Source organism: Microbacterium sp. NPDC008134 (genome assembly GCF_042957055.1).
Lineage (GTDB): Bacteria > Actinomycetota > Actinomycetes > Actinomycetales > Microbacteriaceae > Microbacterium.
Map to the genome: position 1 here is coordinate 26,981 of NZ_JBIBHO010000002.1, position 15,585 is coordinate 42,565.

Annotated in this window: 18 protein-coding genes and 1 pseudogene; 11 read left to right on the forward strand and 8 right to left on the reverse strand. The window is 70.8% G+C overall.

Translation table 11 applies throughout. The features are described from left to right. Positions 1-21 precede the first annotated feature (21 nt). A complete protein-coding gene (locus ACFY9N_RS10585; protein WP_391478509.1) occupies positions 22-477 on the forward strand; it encodes an Lrp/AsnC family transcriptional regulator in 456 nt (151 codons plus the stop codon). 18 nt (positions 478-495) lie between these two features. On the opposite strand, the gene ACFY9N_RS10590 is transcribed toward ACFY9N_RS10585, so the two are convergent. Beyond that, entirely contained in the window at positions 496-1,485 is a 990-nt protein-coding gene (locus ACFY9N_RS10590; RefSeq protein WP_391478510.1) for a DUF5937 family protein, read from the reverse strand. 45 nt (positions 1,486-1,530) lie between these two features. On the opposite strand from ACFY9N_RS10590, the gene ACFY9N_RS10595 reads away from it, so the two are divergent. The 3 genes from ACFY9N_RS10595 (at position 1,531) to ACFY9N_RS10605 (ending at position 3,280) form a co-directional block, all read left to right on the forward strand. Continuing rightward, positions 1,531-1,893 carry a cupin domain-containing protein gene (locus ACFY9N_RS10595; RefSeq protein WP_391478511.1) on the forward strand — a complete coding sequence of 121 codons (363 nt, stop codon included), beginning with the start codon at positions 1,531-1,533 and terminating at the stop codon, positions 1,891-1,893. A 34-nt stretch (positions 1,894-1,927) separates the two neighbouring features. Continuing rightward, positions 1,928-2,218, forward strand: coding sequence for a DUF4287 domain-containing protein (locus ACFY9N_RS10600; RefSeq protein WP_391478512.1), 291 nt, complete (start codon positions 1,928-1,930; stop codon positions 2,216-2,218). A gap of 66 nt (positions 2,219-2,284) precedes the next feature. Continuing rightward, positions 2,285-3,280 carry a 1,4-dihydroxy-2-naphthoate polyprenyltransferase gene (locus tag ACFY9N_RS10605; protein ID WP_391478513.1) on the forward strand — a complete coding sequence of 332 codons (996 nt, stop codon included), beginning with the start codon at positions 2,285-2,287 and terminating at the stop codon, positions 3,278-3,280. A 27-nt stretch (positions 3,281-3,307) separates the two neighbouring features. Here the strand turns inward: ACFY9N_RS10605 and ACFY9N_RS10610 are convergent, their stop codons facing one another. Genes ACFY9N_RS10610 through ACFY9N_RS10620 form a run of 3 tightly spaced genes read right to left on the reverse strand, consistent with a single transcriptional unit; the run spans position 3,308 to position 4,792 of the window. Continuing rightward, entirely contained in the window at positions 3,308-3,610 is a 303-nt protein-coding gene (locus ACFY9N_RS10610) for a hypothetical protein (protein WP_391478514.1), read from the reverse strand. Positions 3,611-3,614: 4 nt separating this feature from the next. Further along, positions 3,615-3,926, reverse strand: coding sequence for a DUF4229 domain-containing protein (locus ACFY9N_RS10615; protein WP_391478515.1), 312 nt, complete (start codon positions 3,924-3,926; stop codon positions 3,615-3,617). A gap of 47 nt (positions 3,927-3,973) precedes the next feature. Then, the gene (locus tag ACFY9N_RS10620) at positions 3,974-4,792 is read right to left on the reverse strand and encodes a hypothetical protein (protein ID WP_391478516.1); all 819 of its coding nucleotides are present in this window, start codon (positions 4,790-4,792) and stop codon (positions 3,974-3,976) included. A 157-nt stretch (positions 4,793-4,949) separates the two neighbouring features. Here ACFY9N_RS10620 and ACFY9N_RS10625 point away from each other — a divergent pair, with 157 nt between their 5' ends. The 6 genes and pseudogenes from ACFY9N_RS10625 to ACFY9N_RS10650 all read left to right on the forward strand — a co-directional run bounded on the left by ACFY9N_RS10625 (position 4,950) and on the right by ACFY9N_RS10650 (position 11,144). After that, the gene (locus ACFY9N_RS10625; RefSeq protein WP_391478517.1) at positions 4,950-5,930 is read left to right on the forward strand and encodes a glycosyltransferase family 2 protein; all 981 of its coding nucleotides are present in this window, start codon (positions 4,950-4,952) and stop codon (positions 5,928-5,930) included. After that, entirely contained in the window at positions 5,927-7,285 is a 1,359-nt protein-coding gene (locus tag ACFY9N_RS10630) for a polysialyltransferase family glycosyltransferase (protein WP_391478518.1), read from the forward strand. Before ACFY9N_RS10625 ends, ACFY9N_RS10630 begins: the two co-directional genes overlap by 4 nt. A 4-nt stretch (positions 7,286-7,289) precedes the next feature. Beyond that, positions 7,290-8,540 (forward strand): cytidylyltransferase domain-containing protein, encoded by a 1,251-nt coding sequence (locus tag ACFY9N_RS10635; RefSeq protein ID WP_391478519.1) that lies wholly within the window; start codon positions 7,290-7,292, stop codon positions 8,538-8,540. A gap of 118 nt (positions 8,541-8,658) precedes the next feature. Next, positions 8,659-9,531, forward strand: coding sequence for an N-acetylneuraminate synthase family protein (locus tag ACFY9N_RS10640; RefSeq protein WP_391478521.1), 873 nt, complete (start codon positions 8,659-8,661; stop codon positions 9,529-9,531). Then, the gene (locus tag ACFY9N_RS10645) at positions 9,528-10,958 is read left to right on the forward strand and encodes a DUF6716 putative glycosyltransferase (protein WP_391478522.1); all 1,431 of its coding nucleotides are present in this window, start codon (positions 9,528-9,530) and stop codon (positions 10,956-10,958) included. Before ACFY9N_RS10640 ends, ACFY9N_RS10645 begins: the two co-directional genes overlap by 4 nt. A gap of 110 nt (positions 10,959-11,068) precedes the next feature. Continuing rightward, positions 11,069-11,144, forward strand: a pseudogene (locus ACFY9N_RS10650). A 32-nt stretch (positions 11,145-11,176) separates the two neighbouring features. Here ACFY9N_RS10650 and ACFY9N_RS10655 read toward each other — a convergent pair. The 4 genes from ACFY9N_RS10655 to ACFY9N_RS10670 are packed head-to-tail and all read right to left on the reverse strand — an operon-like array spanning position 11,177 to position 14,223. Then, positions 11,177-11,809 carry a hypothetical protein gene (locus ACFY9N_RS10655; protein ID WP_391478523.1) on the reverse strand — a complete coding sequence of 211 codons (633 nt, stop codon included), beginning with the start codon at positions 11,807-11,809 and terminating at the stop codon, positions 11,177-11,179. Further along, positions 11,802-12,284: a MarR family winged helix-turn-helix transcriptional regulator gene (locus ACFY9N_RS10660; protein ID WP_391478524.1), complete on the reverse strand. Its 483-nt coding sequence runs from the start codon at positions 12,282-12,284 to the stop codon at positions 11,802-11,804. The genes ACFY9N_RS10655 and ACFY9N_RS10660 overlap by 8 nt, the downstream gene beginning before the upstream one ends. A gap of 57 nt (positions 12,285-12,341) precedes the next feature. Beyond that, positions 12,342-13,577, reverse strand: coding sequence for an alpha/beta hydrolase family protein (locus ACFY9N_RS10665; protein WP_391478525.1), 1,236 nt, complete (start codon positions 13,575-13,577; stop codon positions 12,342-12,344). A gap of 22 nt (positions 13,578-13,599) precedes the next feature. Next, complete coding sequence (locus tag ACFY9N_RS10670) at positions 13,600-14,223, reverse strand: TetR/AcrR family transcriptional regulator (protein ID WP_391478526.1); 624 nt, start codon at positions 14,221-14,223, stop codon at positions 13,600-13,602. 70 nt (positions 14,224-14,293) lie between these two features. Here ACFY9N_RS10670 and ACFY9N_RS10675 point away from each other — a divergent pair, with 70 nt between their 5' ends. After that, positions 14,294-15,583 (forward strand): MFS transporter, encoded by a 1,290-nt coding sequence (locus ACFY9N_RS10675; protein WP_391478527.1) that lies wholly within the window; start codon positions 14,294-14,296, stop codon positions 15,581-15,583. Positions 15,584-15,585: the final 2 nt, after the last annotated feature.

Here is a 15,585-nt window from a genome sequence, read left to right on the forward strand (position 1 = left end):
GCTAACGATATTCTTACACGCATGGATGACTCTGTCGACCGCGCGATCCTTGCCGAGATCTCCCGCGAGGGGCGCGCCACGCTCTCGCAGCTGTCGGATGCCGTCGGGCTGTCGGTCTCGGCCGTCCAGTCGCGGCTGCGTCGCCTCGAGACCCGCGGTGTGATCACCGGGTACCGCGCGCTCCTCGACCCGGAGAAGGTGGGCACACCGCTCTCCGCGTTCATCGAGATCACGCCGCTCGATCCCGCTCAGCCCGACATCGCCCCCGAGCAGCTCGAGCACCTCGACGCGATCGAGGCGTGCCACTCGATCGCCGGCGATGCGAGCTACATGCTGTTCGTGCGCGTGGCCTCGCCCCGGGCGCTCGAGGAGCTCGTGCGCGACATCCGGCTCGCCGCATCCGTGAACACCCGCACGACCGTGGTGCTGCAGACCTACTACGAGCACCGGCCGATTATCCCGCTCGCCGCCGAGTAGCCACGCACCGTCGCCCCCTCAGAGAACCGCCCCGACCATCGCCTCGCCGAGCGGGGTGCGCAGATGGAGCATCCGTGCGCCATCTCGTTCGCTCGCGATCAATCCGGCGTCGCGCAGCACCGTGAGGTGGTGCGAGGCCGTCGAGACGGCGATACCGCTCTCGCGCGCGACCTGGGATGTCGTGCGCGCGGTCGAGGCGTCGAGCAGGATCGCCGCACGCGCCGGCCCGACCAGTGCTCCGAGCGCGGCGGCGACGTCGGCCGTCGAACTCGCCCACCCCGCGGTCACACCGCGTGCGGGATAGAAGAGCGTGGGTTGCGCCGGAGGTTCGGTGAGCACCATGCATCCCCACGAGGCCATGACCGACGGCACGAGCACGAGTCCGCTGCCTCGGCAGTCGACGCGCTCGGAGTGCTTGCGCAGTTCGACCCGTACCGCCCCTTCGCCCCAGCTCACCGCGGGGTGCAGCCCGTCGGCCATGCGGCCGATGCCGTCGGTCGCGATCGTGCGCGAGCGCACGGCGACGTCGGCGCGCAGCAGCCGCTCGAGCTGCGGCCACACCGGGGCGAGAGCGACGTCCCACACCTCAGACCAGGCATCCGCGATTCGCTCCCGTGCCCGCGCGGGGGTCGTCTGCATCTCGCGCAGCATCTCTTGCCGCGTGCCCGACGACCGCAGCACCATCTTTCCGAGGTCGACGCGCATTCCGGCGAGCGAGGCGGAGCGCAGGGCGTCGAGTTCGTCGTCGGGCGTGAGATCCCACCGGGGTGCGGCGGTGAGGAAGTCGGGCAGGTAGCCGTCGGCGCCGATGACCTGGGCGAGCAGCGCGAACGATTCGCGCGGCAGCCGGTCGCGCACGGCGCGCAGCCATCCCCATTGCAGCGGATGCTGTGCCGGACGCAGCAGGATGCGCACCGCATGCGCCAGCTCGTGGCCCGGTGACACGCCGAAGCGCACGGCTTGGATGTCGCCGGGGCTCAGGTGGAAGTCCACGAAGTTTCGACCCACATCGAAACTCTAGGGCGGGGGAGAGTGGCTGTCGAGACTGGACGCATGAACACCTCGCGCAGACCGGTCGGCGTCGTCGCCGCCGCGGAGATCGGCATCGGCACCGGTCGCAGCCGCCGCTTCGTCGGCGCCGAGCACCGGGCCGATATCTCGTACTTCTTCGTTGAGAATCAGCCGGGCGAGGGGCCGGGGATGCACTGGCACCCCTACTCCGAGACCTGGGTCGTGCTCGAGGGAACCGCCCGCATCACCCGCGGTGCGGAGACCTTCGATGCCGCCGCGGGCGACACCGCGACGGTCGCCGCCTTCGTGCCGCATCGCTTCGTGAACGCTGGAGAAGGGTCGTTGCGGATACTCTGCATTCACGCGTCACCGACCATCGTCCAGACCTTCCTCGACGAGGACTGACCACCCGCGCCGCACGCGCAGAACAGGAGACACGATGTCGTTCCAGGCCTACCTCGACAAGGTCGAGACCCAGACCGGGCTCACGCCACGGCAGTTCATCGAGCTCGCGAAGGAGCAGGGCTTCGACGGGACGACGAAGTCGACCGTCGTGCTGAACTGGCTCAAGGAGACCTACGGGCTCGGGCACGGGCACGCGCAGGCGATGGTGCACGTGATCCTCAAGGGGCCGAAGATCAGCGACAAGCACGTCGGTAAGGGCGGAGCGCACGGCGACAAGAGCGACACCCTGTGGCTCGACGGCAAGGACTCGAACCCGAACCCCTGAGCCAGCCCGCCCGAGCTCGGGTCCGGCGTCTCGGGCGTCATCGGTGCGCACAGTAGGATTCCCTGCGTGGCAGCATCCTCGAAGCGCAAGACCTCCGCGCCCCGCAAGGCGAACCAGACCCGTGTGAGCGGCAACCCGGCGAAGCGGGCGAGCGGCGATCCCGCCCGTCAGACCGTTCTCGATGCCGGGCCCGTCACCCTCGGCGACTGGATCGGGGCGGCCCGCCTGCGCACGCTGCCCCTCGCGATCGCCCCCGTGCTGATCGGCACGGGAGCGGCGCGCAGCACGGGCCCCGAATTCCACTGGGTGATCGCTCTCGCCTGCCTCGCCGTCGCCGTCTTCCTGCAGATCGGCGTCAACTTCACGAACGACTACAGCGACGGCGTGCGCGGGACGGATGCCGTGCGCGTCGGCCCCGCCCGCCTGACCGCATCGGGCCGGGTGAAGCCGCGCACGGTGCTGATCGTCGGGTTGGCGTTCTTCGCGCTCGCAGCCCTCGCCGGCGTCGCGATCGTGGTGCGCACGGAGCAGTGGTGGATGCTGGCCGTCGGCGCCGCGTGCATCGTCGCCGCCTGGTTCTACACCGGCGGCAAGCGACCCTACGGTTACGCGGGCCTCGGCGAGGTGTTCGTGTTCGTCTTCTTCGGGCTCGTCGCGACCCTCGGCACGACCTGGGTGCAGATCTTCGACCTGCCGCAGCAGGCCTGGCTGGGCGCGATCGCGGTGGGTCTGTTCGCCTGCGCGGTGCTGCTCGCCAACAACCTGCGCGACATCGACCAGGATCGCCTCGTCGGCAAGCGCACCCTCACGGTGCTCATCGGCCGCCGTGCCACGCAGGTGCTGTTCACGCTGTTCGTGCTCGCGCCGTTCGCGATCGCGATCGTGCTGGCGCTGCTGTTCCCGATCGCGTGGCTCTCGCTGCTCGCCCTGCTCGCCGGGCTTCCGGCGATCCTGATCGTCTGGACCTACCGCCAGCCCAAGGAACTCGTCATCGCCCTCGCGCTGACCTCGCTGACGTCGCTGCTCTACGCCGGCGCGCTGTTCTGGGCGTTCGCCGGCTGAGGGAATTCGGTTCCGCCGACCTCGACATCACCCGCCGAGGCGGGCGCGCAGCGGAACCTCTTTCCAGAGGATCGTGAGTCGGCGCGGATCCGCGCGATCGACGATCACCGGTACCTTCTGTCCGGAGCGCGGGCAGCGCTTCGCCGGCACCCCCGTCGAATGCTCGACCGCAACGGGGCCGAAGCCGTCTCCGGCGACGGTACCCAGGATGAGGGCCGAGTACGACAGCGAGTCGGGGGCAGTGTCGGGTTGTGCGCAGGCCCGCACGGTCAACTGTCCGCGCACGGGATCCGTCATCCGCCGGACGCGCCACCACGACACGAGGCCCATGCCGTCAGCGCTCCTCGCGGGCGTCCGGTCCGGCCGGCGCGTCGGCGTCGGTTCCGTCGACCACCGCGTCCTCGGCATCCGCGTCTTCCTGGCGGCCCGAGACGCGCTCGCGGCGCTCGACGATCGCCGCCGACGCCTCGGTGAGCGGGCGGCGCAGGAACAGCATCGAGATGCTCGTGCCGATCAGCGCGGCGAAGATCGCGGCGAGCCACCAGAACTCCCGGAAGATCGGGAAGAAGAACCAGAGGATCGCGAGCGGGACGAGGAACGCCAGCAGCCGCAGTACGGAGTAGACGAAGAAAGGTGCACGCTTCACCCGACAAGTCTACGAGCGTTCCCGGGGGAGGCCCCGTGCGGCCGTGCTCAGAGTGCGAGGCGGGCGAACGGGATGCCGCGCACGACGCGGTGCCTCGGATGCTCGCCGAGAGTCCACAGCATCCGCTCCTCGGGAGCGAGCGCGAGGTCCTCGCACCCGGAGGGCAGGGCGACATCGTGCGGGCTCAGAGCGTCGAGGCCGCCCGTCCACAGCGTGCCCGGTCGTGTGCCGTCGGACTGCGACACGAAATATCGGTCTCCCCAGCGAACCGCCCCCTGCATCTCGGGGATTCCGACGACGGTGCTGCCGTGCGCGACGAACCCGTCGTCTTCCGTCTCGGGGATCGTGAACTCGCCGATTCGCCCCTCGCCGTCGCGCCGGAACTCGCCGATGAGTACGCGCCGCAACGGAGACCCGTCGGCGTCGAACGCACGTCCGATGAACGAGCACCGCAGGTCGATCGGATGCACGCGCGTGCGCACGATGGCGAGCGACGTGCGCCATCCCCGTCGTACCCGGCGGATCCGAGAGAGGTCGAACTCCCAGATGCCCGCGTGGGTCGCGGCGACGAACAGGCGATCCTCGAACCACGCCAGCCCGCCCGCGTGGATCGCCGCGGGCAGCAGCGCGCCGTCGTCGGCCGGGACCAGGAGCGCGACGTCGATGTGCCGGGCCCGTTCCTGGTCGATGAAGACCACACGGCTGGCCAGGTGGGTCCGAGCGCGATCCTGCTGGAACCAGGTCACCGCGAGTGCCCGTCGCCCGCGGAGCACGCCGGTGTCGATGCCCTGCGGGTACCACCGGTTCGTCCAGGCGCGCGCCGACAACCAGCGCAGATCGGTCGTCTCGCGGCGGCGCCGGAGCATCCGCCGTCCCCTCGATCGCCCTGACCATGCCATGCGTCCATCGTGACCGATCCCACCGGGCCGGTGCGCCAGGACACCCCGCGTTCACCCGCGCGTCGCCGGTCGGCCAACAACGCCTGAGACGATTCCCGACCGACCGATCATCCCCGGGAGCCCCGTGCGCAGTCCGCTCGTCACCGTCATCCTTCCCGCGAAGGACGCCGGCGCCTACATCGAGACCGCGCTCGAAACGCTCACCCGCCAGTTCGACGACCCGGCAGCTCTCAAGCTCGTCGCGATCGACGACGGATCCGGCGACGACACGGGCACGCTCATGCGCCGCTATGCGGAGCGCTTCCCGCACGCCGAGGTCATCCGCAACGACGCGGCTCGCGGCCTCGCGAGCGCGCGCAACCAGGGCCTCGCGCACGTCGAGGGCGAGGCGTTCTGCTTCCTCGACGGCGACGACTGGATGCAACCGCGGCGGCTCGACGTGCTCGCGCGCCGCCTGCGCGAGTCGGAAGCCGACTTCCTGCGCACCGACCACGTGACGGTGACGGATGCCGACCGCGCGCTCGTGCGCGCCCCGCACCCGTGGCGGGAGGCGGTCGTGCCCGCGCGCGCCGCGATCCTGCCGGCGACCGAGACCACGATGGTCGACTACCCGTTCGCGTGGGCGGGCATCTTCGACCGACGGATGATCGATCGGGGGCTCGCTGCCTTCGCGGAGGGGCTGCACACGGCCGAGGATCGGCCCTGGATCTGGCGGCTGCACCTGTCGGACGCGTCGTTCGCCGTGGTCGACGCGCCGGCTCTGCTCTACCGCCGAGGGGTGTCGACCTCGCTCACGCAGGTGCGCGATCGCCGGCAGCTGGACTTCGCCCGCGCGATGGCCGAGACCGTGGCGATCGTCGAGGCGGATGCCGACGCCGCCCGGTTCCTGCCGAAGATCACGCTCTCGTGCCTGGCGCTCAGCTCGCACCATCTCGTGCGCGCCCGGCGGATGCCGCGGGCGCTGCGCGCCGAGATGCGTGCGGGCATCGTCGATCTGCTGCGTGCGCTGCCCGACGCCGAAGTGCGGGCGGCCGTGCGTGAACTTTCGGGACCGCGGCGCCGCGTGCTGGCGCGCGTGCTGAGACGGGCGGGACACGGCGCATGACCCAGATCTTCGCGCTGCACAGCGCCTACGGGCTCGCGACCGCGGCCGCCGCGATCGACGAGAATGTCGTGGAAGAGAACAGCGACAGGGTGCTGGTTCCGTTCGTCTCGGCACGGGTGCCCGAGATCGTGACCGGGATCGGCACCGATCCGGCGCTCGCCGCGTTGCGCGCGCGCTTCGACCGAATCGAGGATCTCGATGCGTTGCTCGGCCCGTTGCATCCGAGCGGGTGGGAGCCGGACGCCGCCGATCTTCCGTTGCTCGAGCGTCTGCTCACCCGTGCCTGGAACCTCGACGCCGATGACCTCGAGCTGTTCGTGCAGAGTCCGCAGGTCGCCCCGGCGCGCACGTTGATGTCGCTCTTCCCGCGCGCGCGGATCACGATCGTCGGCGACGGCCTCATGACGTACTCACCGATGCGGGTGCCCCTCGACCATGCCGTGCGCAGCCGGATCACCCGGGTGCTGCACGCCGACGTCGTGCCGGGGGTCGTGCCTCTGGTCGGATCGCCCGTGGCGGCATCCGTCCCCATCCCCGTCGCCGCTTTCGGTCGTGCGCTCGGTGAGACCGACCTCGGGGAGCCGCTCATCGACACGGCGGGCCATGCGATCGACGACGGCACTCCGACGGCGATCGTGCTCGGGCAATACCTCTCGGCGCTGGGCCTGCTGACGCCGCGCGAGGAGATCGCCCTGCAGCGGGATCTCGTCGACCGGGCGGCGGCGTTCGCTGTCGAGCGGATCGTCTTCAAGCCGCACCCGGCGGCTCCGCCGCTGCAGACGGATGCCGTGCGCGAACGCGCTCTTTCCCACGGCGTCGAGTTCGCCGTCCACCGCGGCCCGCTCGCCGCCGAGCTGCTCGTCGGCCGAATCGACGCGCGCGCGGTCGTCGCGGCGTTCTCGACCGCGCTGCCCACGGTGCACGCTCTCCGCGGCACGGCGATCGACTCGGCGGGGGCTGCGATGCTGCTGCGCCGGCTGCGCCCCTTCGAGAACAGCAACCGGGTGCCGCTCACGATCGTCGATGCGCTCACCCGCGAGGATTCGCCCTACCGCGAGCCGGGGAGGCTCCAGCTGCTGGTCGACGGGGTCGGGTACGCCATGCAGCCCGAGATCGCCGGTCACCTGCGTGAGCGTGCGGAACTGCTGCTGCGCGACCTGCCGACGGTGGAGCGGGACCGGTACTTCGCCGCCGAGCGGCTGCGCGAGCTGCGGCTGCCCGGCGCGCCCGCCGAGAGCGGGGTGAGTCGGATGCTGCGATCGGACGGCGGCACGGGACGCGTGGAGGAGCTGCGGCTGACGGCGATCGGCGCGCGCCGGCGTGCGGGACGAGCCTGGCGAGTGATTCGAGGATGATGACATGAGTCAGGAGACGAGCGGTCACATGAGCGATGACGCGAGTGCAGCGATCGACGGCCTGACCGTCGCGATCATCCCCGCGCGGGGCGGATCGAAGGGGGTGCCGCGCAAGAATCTGCGCACCGTCGGGGGAGTGCCGCTGGTCGTGCGGGCGATCCGAGCGGCACAGCACGCCGAGCGCATCGACGTCGTGGTCGTCTCGACCGACGACGAGGAGATCGCCGCGGTGAGCGCGGCCGCGGGCGCGCGCGTGATCCGCAGGCCTCCGGAACTCTCCGGCGACACCGCCTCCTCGGAGAGCGCGCTCCTGCACGCGGTCGACGAGATCGAGGCGGGGTTCGGAGGCGAGGCGGGGTCTGCGGGCGAGCGGGTCGGGATCATCGCGTTCCTGCAGGCCACCTCGCCGTTCATTCCCAGCGCCGCCCTCGCCGGAGCCGTCGCCGAGGTGCGAGCCGACCGTGCCGACAGCGTGTTCTCGGCGTACGAGACCTACGGGTTCCTGTGGCGACGGGGCGGCGGTGATACCGGCGATGGCGACCAGGCGACCGCGATCAACCACGAGGCCGCTCACCGACCGCGTCGCCAGGATCGCGAACCGCACCACCTCGAGACCGGTGCCTTCTACGTCTTCCGTGCCGCGGCCTTCCGTCGCCACCGGCATCGATTCTTCGGCCGGACCCGCATCGCGGAGGTGCCGGAGTGGACGGCGATCGAGATCGACGACGAGCCGCAGCTCCGGATCGCCGATGCGCTCGCCGCAGTGCACGGCCAGGCCGAGGATGCCCCCGGACGTGTCTCCGTGCAGGCCGTCGTCACCGACTTCGACGGTGTGCACACCGATGACACGGCGATCATCGACGCCGACGGCGGGGAGCGGGTGCGGGTGAGTCGGGAGGATGGCATGGGGGTCGCGCTGCTCCGGCGCGCCGGCATCCCGATGCTCATCCTGTCGACCGAGCAGAACCCGGTGGTCCGCGCCCGCGCCGAGAAGCTGCGCGTGCCGGTGCTGCACGGCATCGACGACAAGGAGCAGGCGCTGCGCACATGGGCGGCCGGCGCCGGCATCGGTCTCGATGACATCGCGTACCTCGGCAACGACGTCAACGACCTGCCGGCGATGCGCATCGTCGGGTGGCCGGTCGCTGTGGCGAACGCGCACCCGCGCGTGCTCGCCGAGGCACGCGTGGTGCTCACCCGTACCGGCGGGAACGGGGCCGTGCGCGAACTCATCGAACGGGTGTTGCCCGCCTGACCGGTGCCGGTAACCCGGGCGTCGTCGGGTGTTCACCGGGGAGGCGTAGCCAGGAGGTGTGGGGGATTTCCACACCGCTCGCGCACGACCCGAGCTCCGCTCGACCACCGGAGGAACCATGACCGTCAGCATCGGATCGCGTGTGATCGGCGGCGGTCGCCCCGCTTACGTGATCGCCGAGATCGGCCTCAACCACAACGGCGACGTCGAGATCGCGAAGCGCCTCATCGACGTCGCGGCGAAGGCCGGCGCCGACGCCGTGAAGTTCCAGAAGCGCACCCCCGAGATCTCCACGCCCGCGCACATGCGCGACGTGCCGCGGGAGACGCCGTGGGGCACGATGAGCTACCTCGACTACCGCCGCCGCGTCGAGTTCGGGCGCGACGAGTACATCGAGATCGGCGACCACGCCACGATGCTCGGCCTCGACTGGTTCGCCTCGCCGTGGGACGTGCCGAGCGTCGCCTTCCTCGAAGACCTGAACGTCGTCGCGCACAAGGTCGCCTCGGCGAGCCTCACCGACACCGAGCTGCTCGTCGCCCTGCGCGAGACCGGCAAGCCCGTCATCCTGTCGACCGGCATGTCGACGATCGAGCAGATCGACCGTGCGCTCGACACGCTCGGCACCGACCGCGTCGTGCTCATGCACGCCACCTCCACCTACCCGCTCGAGCCGGAGGAGGCGAACCTGCGGTCGATCGCCACGCTGCGCGACCGCTATGCCGGCATCCCCGTCGGCTACTCCGGACACGAGCGCGGCCTGCAGATCTCGCTGGCCGCCGTCGCCATCGGGGCCGTCGCCGTCGAGCGCCACATCACCCTCGACCGCACGATGTGGGGCTCCGACCACGCCGCCTCCCTCGAGCCGACCGGCCTCGAGCACCTCGTGCGCGACATCCGCGTGATCGAGAAGGCGCTCGGCGACGGCGTCAAGCGCGTCTTCGACAGCGAGCTCGCCCCCATGGCGAAGCTGCGCCGCGTTCCCGCATGACCGATCCGCACGCCGGCGCCTCCGGAGGACTGCGGGTCGTCGCGATCGCCGACGCCGATTCCTTCGTGAAGTGGTCGGCCTCGCTGCTCGCGGCGGTGCCCGGCATCCGTCCCCGGCTGCTGCTGGTGCGCACCCCGCTCACCGCGAGCGCGGCCCAGGAGCGCACGGCACTGGCGGGCACCGGCATCCGTGATTCCCGGATGAGCGACCCGGACGTCGCGCGCGTCGCCTTCCGCGACGCCGAGGCCTGGCTCGCCCGGCACGAGCCGGATGTGGTCGTGCTCGCCGGGCGGGGGCCGTTCGTGCGTCTGATGGGGCGCGTGATCGACCGGCTGCCCCAGCGGCCCGTCACCGTGTCGGGCCTGCCCGGGATGGCGATCCCGGCGCAGCGTGGCGCGCTCGACTACCGGCGCCACACCGACCTGCTGGTGGTGCACTCGCACCGCGAGCGGCGGGCCTTCGCCGAACTCGGTCGCCGGATCGGGGTGCAGATCCCGATGGCGCTCGCGACGCTGCCGTTCGCGCGCGGTCGGGAGCGGATGCTGGCGGGCGACCGCGAGCGGGTGCTCGCTGCGGGTACGGGAGCCGTCGCTCTCGCGGAGCGCCCTCGGACGGCCGAGCCGGTCGCCCACCGCCCGTCGGCGACCGACATCGTGTTCGCGGCGCAGGCGATGGTTCCCGCCGAGCGGGCGGAGCGCGAGAAGATCGCCGACATGCTCATTCGCGCCGCCGAGGTCGATCCCGCCCGACGCGTCGTCGTCAAGCTGCGCTCGCGGCCGGGCGAGGTCGAGACGCACCTCGAGCGCGATTCGTACCCCGAGCTGCTCGCGGGTCGGATGCCGTCGAACCTCGTCATCTCCTACGTCTCCATGGCCGAGGCGCTCGCGACCGCCGCGGGCCTCGTCACGGTCAGCTCGACCGCCGCGATCGAAGCCGTCGCGCAGGGCGTTCCCGTGATCGCTCTCGACTCCTACGGGGTCAGCAAGCCGCTGCTGAACACGGTTTTCGTCGGCAGTGGCCTGCTCGGCGGCGGACGCGAGGTGGTGGGCGGCCGGTTCCGTCAGCCGCATCCCGACTGGCTGCGCGACAACTACTTCCACCCCGCGCGCGAGTCGACGTGGTGGGAGCGGGTCGAGGAGCTCGTCGCGCTGCGGCGGGCGGGAGGGCTTCCGGCCCGGCGCGTGCCCGCGCCCCGAGGCGGCAGGCTGCACGAGGGGTGGCACCGGGCGAGCGTGCTCGGCCACGAGGATCGTGCGGTGAGCGGTGCGATCGCGCTGGCGATCGGCGTTCCGGCGACCCGGGTGATCTCGATGCTGCGCCGGGGGCGTGCCCAGGGCGGCGGGCGGGGCGGGGGGCGGACGTGGGCGGATGCCTCGACCGACTTCACCCTCGAGCCGAGCCCGCTGCGCGACTCGATCCGGCGCTGACGTCGCGCCCCGATGACGTCATACCCCGATGACGTCATACGAAGTAGTCGAAGGTCACTTCGGGGAATGTCCTCGCTTCGGCGGTCACGGCCGGGTAACGTCAGTGCCATCGCGGCGATCCGGGCGGTCCCGGGCCTCAGCTCATATCTGACGGCGTTGCGGGTTCGACTCCCGCCGTCGCGTCCACGTCAGTAGTCTCGGAACGCTTCGCGGAGCGCTCAGGGGATGCTCACCCGCACGGCGCCGAGGAAGGCATCCGGGTCGTCCACCCAGAGCCGCACCGCCTCGATGTCGTGCGAGCCGCCCTTCGGATGCCGTCCGGGCAGGGTCACGCGCACCGGGCGCTCGAGTTCGATCTCGATGTTGGTCTCGTCCTGCATGCGCAGCGACAGAACGCTGCGTTCGTCGTTTCGGGAGACGCGCGGCGACTTCGGCTCGTCGATGACGCGGCTGCGCGCGACCGATGCGATGTCGTCCCAGGGCAGAGCGATCGAGAGTTCTAGTCCCTCGCGCACGACGATGCCGGCGGGGCCGACGGCGTGCGGTCGGGTGAGGAATCCGCAGAGGAGTCCGATCATCCACGTGAGTCCCCAGATGCCCAGCACGAGAAAGAGGATCCGCACGACGGGCCAGGGGTGCACGATGAGGTCGATGATGGGGATCTCGACGGCCGAGAGCGCGATGAAGACGATGAGGATGGTGCGCACCGGCTGGTGGTAGCCGAAGCCTGTCGCCCCGGCGGGGATCACCGGGCGGCGGACGATCGCGCGACCGATGCTCTCGTAGATGCGCAGCTCGACGAGGAGGACGCGCTTCGCGATGGAGCCGATCCGACGGAGCGCGTCACCCATGATCCGTATCCGACCCGTCGGATGCCGACCCGTCGGATGCCGACCCGTCGGATGCCGCGGCCATGAGCTGCGACAGCCGCTCGCTGATGGCGCCGAGTCCACGCTCCAACGCCGCCCGATCGGCCGCGTCGACGGAGCTCAGGAGTGCGTCGCTCAACTCCTCGTGCTCGCGCGCCGTGGTCTCCATGAGGGCCGTGCCGGTCTCGGTGAGTTCGATGAGGAACGCTCGACGGTCGGTGGGGTGCTCCGCACGCCGCGCGTACCCGGCGCTCTCGAGCGCGTCGACGAGGGCGCTGACGTTGCGCGGCGAGACATCGAGGGCGTGGGCGACGGCCTGCTGCGAGAGGGGGCCGGAGTGGTGCACGGTCCAGAGCACGGCCATGCGGGCGCTCGAGAGCGGAGTGCCCGCGAAAGCGCGGGCCATGTCGCGTTCGAACAGGTCGGCGATCAGCAGCAGGCGGTCGAGCAGAAGCATTCACTATCCTTACCTCGGGTAATTATTACCTAAGGTAACAGATGTGACGTCGGGTCGTCAGCCCACCCGCTCGTCCAACCAGTCGAACATCCGCTGCGCCGTGATCGTGCGGCCGAGAGGTTGGCAGTGCCCGTCGGCGCCCTCCGCCTCGGTGAAGCGCACGAGCGTCGAGACGCCCGGGGTGAGCGCGGCGAGCTGCTCGGCCTGGCCCGGCCAGAACTGCTCGTTCTCGGGCGACAGGATCAGCAGCGGCGTGGTGATCTCGCCCGCGACGTCGGCGACCGTGTACTTCCGCACCTCCTGGATCGTCTCGCCGTACCCCTTCGTGCCGTACGGGCGGGCGCGGAAGCGCCAGGTGCGCGCCGTCTCCGGCGAGAGCTTGAGGCCGAGTTCCATCTCGCGGTCGAACTTCTCGACGTGCCCCTCGTCGAGCAGCTTCAGCAGCCCGTGGGGGAGGTGCCCGGTCCACGAGGTCGAGACGTCGACGAGGCCGGGGTCGGTGATCGCGGCCGCGAATCGGTCCTCGAAGGCGAGTGCGCGTGCGACCCAGTAGCCGCCCTGGCTGATGCCGTAGACCGCGATGCGCATGGCATCCACGCCGTCGAGGCGCGCGACCGTGTCGAAGACCGGCGTGAGCACGTGCTCCCAGTCGGGGCGGAACGGCACCTCCTTCTCGAACAGCTCCGACTGCTGGCCGGGGCCGTCGAAGACGAGCACGTGGTATCCGCGCTGCAACGCGGGAACGACGGCGGCCGCGTAGAGCGCGGCCCGCGACCCGTCGCTGCCGTTGACGGCCACGAGCGTGGGCGCCGCGGCACCGTCGTGATCCGGCGCGTGCGCCGCGGCATCCGCTCGGAAGAACCATCCCGGCAGTGTGCCCCCTCCGCAGGGGATCGTGACGTCCTCGACCACGGTCGATGTATGCGTGACGAACCCGCGCCAGGCGGCCTCCTGCTTCGCGAACGTGGGCGCCATCGCATCCGGCTCGGCGAGTGCGCTCGCCGCATTGACGGCCACGCCGTAGTACGCCGAGGCGCGCAGGTAGGCGGATGCCGCGCTGGCGTGGTGCTCCGCTTTCGCGCTGGCGGATGCCGTCGCGGTGGTGCGGTCGGCGAGACCTTTCCAGGCGTCGAACCAGGCGTTGTGCTCGCCGTGTCGGATGCCGGCGACGGCGGCGAGGATCTCGCCGGGCTCGCCCGCCCCTCCCACGCTCGCACCGAGCGCGCCGCGGATCTCGAAGTCGAAGTCGGCGCTGTCGGAGAACGCGCGGATGTGGGCGGCGTGGTGTGTCATGGGGGACTCCCTTCCCCCTCCGCTATCGGCGGTCGCGCCGTTCGTCCACAAGGCGCGACTCCACGGGAGCCCATCCGTTCTCGAGCACGACGAACCCGGCGTCGAGCGTCGCGAGCTGGTCGTCGCTGTCGGTCACGAGCAGCTGGAGCTGCAGCACGAAGCGCGCGTAGACGCGGATCTCGGCGGTGGGGGTGGGGAGCCCGAGCTCTTCGGCGATCGCCTCGGCCAGGGCGTCCTCGTGGCGCAGCCACATCTTGGCGGCGTAGTCGCGCAGCGCCGGAGTCTCGTTGAGGAATCGTAGGAAGATGCGTGCGACGTCCTCTCCGTGCTCGTCGAGGTTCACGCCGATCTCGGTGGCGTAGAAGTCGCGGATCGCGCGGTTGATCGTGATGCCCTCGGCGCGATCGCGCACGGCTCCGACGAGGCGGTCGCGCTGCTCGTCGTCCTCGTCGAAGACCAGTGCCTCCTTCTGCGGGAAGTGCGCGAAGACGGTCGTAGGGGAGACGTCGGCCGCGTCGGCGACCTCGCGGATGCTGACGTTGTCGAAGCCGCGCTCGAGGAACATCATCGTCGCGACGTCGGAGATGTTCTTGCGGGTCGCGGCCTTCTTGCGCTCGCGTCGCCCGAGGGGTTCCGTCTCTGCCATGACATCAGCCTACCGTGAATCGGATACAAAACTGGCTTGACACCAAAACTGGTACGGATACACTTTCGGTATGACTTCACCATCTGTCCTCACCGCGCGCGCCACGAACCGCGCCTGGATCATGCTCATCGTGTTGACGATGCTCACCGTCATCGGCATGACGGTCGTGCTCCCCGTGCTCCCCTTCGTCGTGCTGCAGTACGTCTCGCACGAGAGCGATCTCGCCATTTGGGTCGGCGTGCTCGAGGCGATCAACGGGCTGTGCGCCTTCCTCGTCGCCCCGTTCCTCGGCCGGCTCTCCGACCGCTTCGGCCGGCGCCCCGTGATCATCGCCGCCGCTTTCGGCGCGGCGCTCTCGATGGCGCTGTTCGGGATCGGCGGCGCCCTGTGGGTGCTCGTGCTCGCGCGCGTCATCCAGGGGCTCACCGCCGGCGACCTGCCCGCGCTCTTCGCCTATCTCGCCGATATCACTCCGCCGGAGAAGCGCGCGCAGCGCTTCGGTCTGCTCGGCGCACTCTCCGGTATCGGCATGATGGTCGGCCCGGCGATCGGCGGACTCCTCGCCGCGATCAGCCTGCAGCTGCCCGTCTTCGTCACCGCGGCGGTCGGTCTGATGATCGCGATCCTCAGCATCTTCCTGCTGCCCGAGAGTCTCGCGCCCGCGAACCGCATCGCGCGCATCACCGCCCGCGACGTGCAGCCGTTCGCCGTCTTCCGCAGCGCCTTCGCCCGGCCCGAGCTGCGCGGACTCCTCATCGGCTTCGCGCTCCTCGCCCTGCCGTTCGGGTTCTTCGTCAACAACTTCAGCGTGCTCGCCCTCGATGCGATCCAGTGGGGGCCCACGCAGATCGGGCTGCTCACCGCGGCGGTCGGCATCATCGACATCCTCATCCAGGGCGTGCTGCTCGGCATCCTGCTGCCCCGCATCGGCGAGCGCGGCGTGATCGTGAGCGGAATCGTCGCGCAGGCGATCGGTCTCGCCGGCCTGGCGATCGTCGCCTCGCTGCTCGCGCAGCCGTGGGTGTTCATCGTCGGGGCGCTCATGCTCGCCGCAGGGCAAGGCGCCTCGACCGCCGCGATGGACGGCGCGATGTCGAACGCCGTCGGCGACGACGAGCAGGGCTGGCTGGGCGGAGTGACCCAGTCGCTCAATGCCGCGATGGGAACCGTCGCTCCGCTCATCGCCGCCGCGCTCTACACCGGCATCAGTCACGCCGCGCCGTACGGGCTGGGCGTCGCACTCATGGTCGTCGCCGCGATCGTCATCGGCCGCGCGCACATCGCGAACACCGCGAAGAAGGGGGCCGGTGAGCACATCGCGACGACGGATGCCGCTGAACCGGCGCCGATCGGGGGATGATG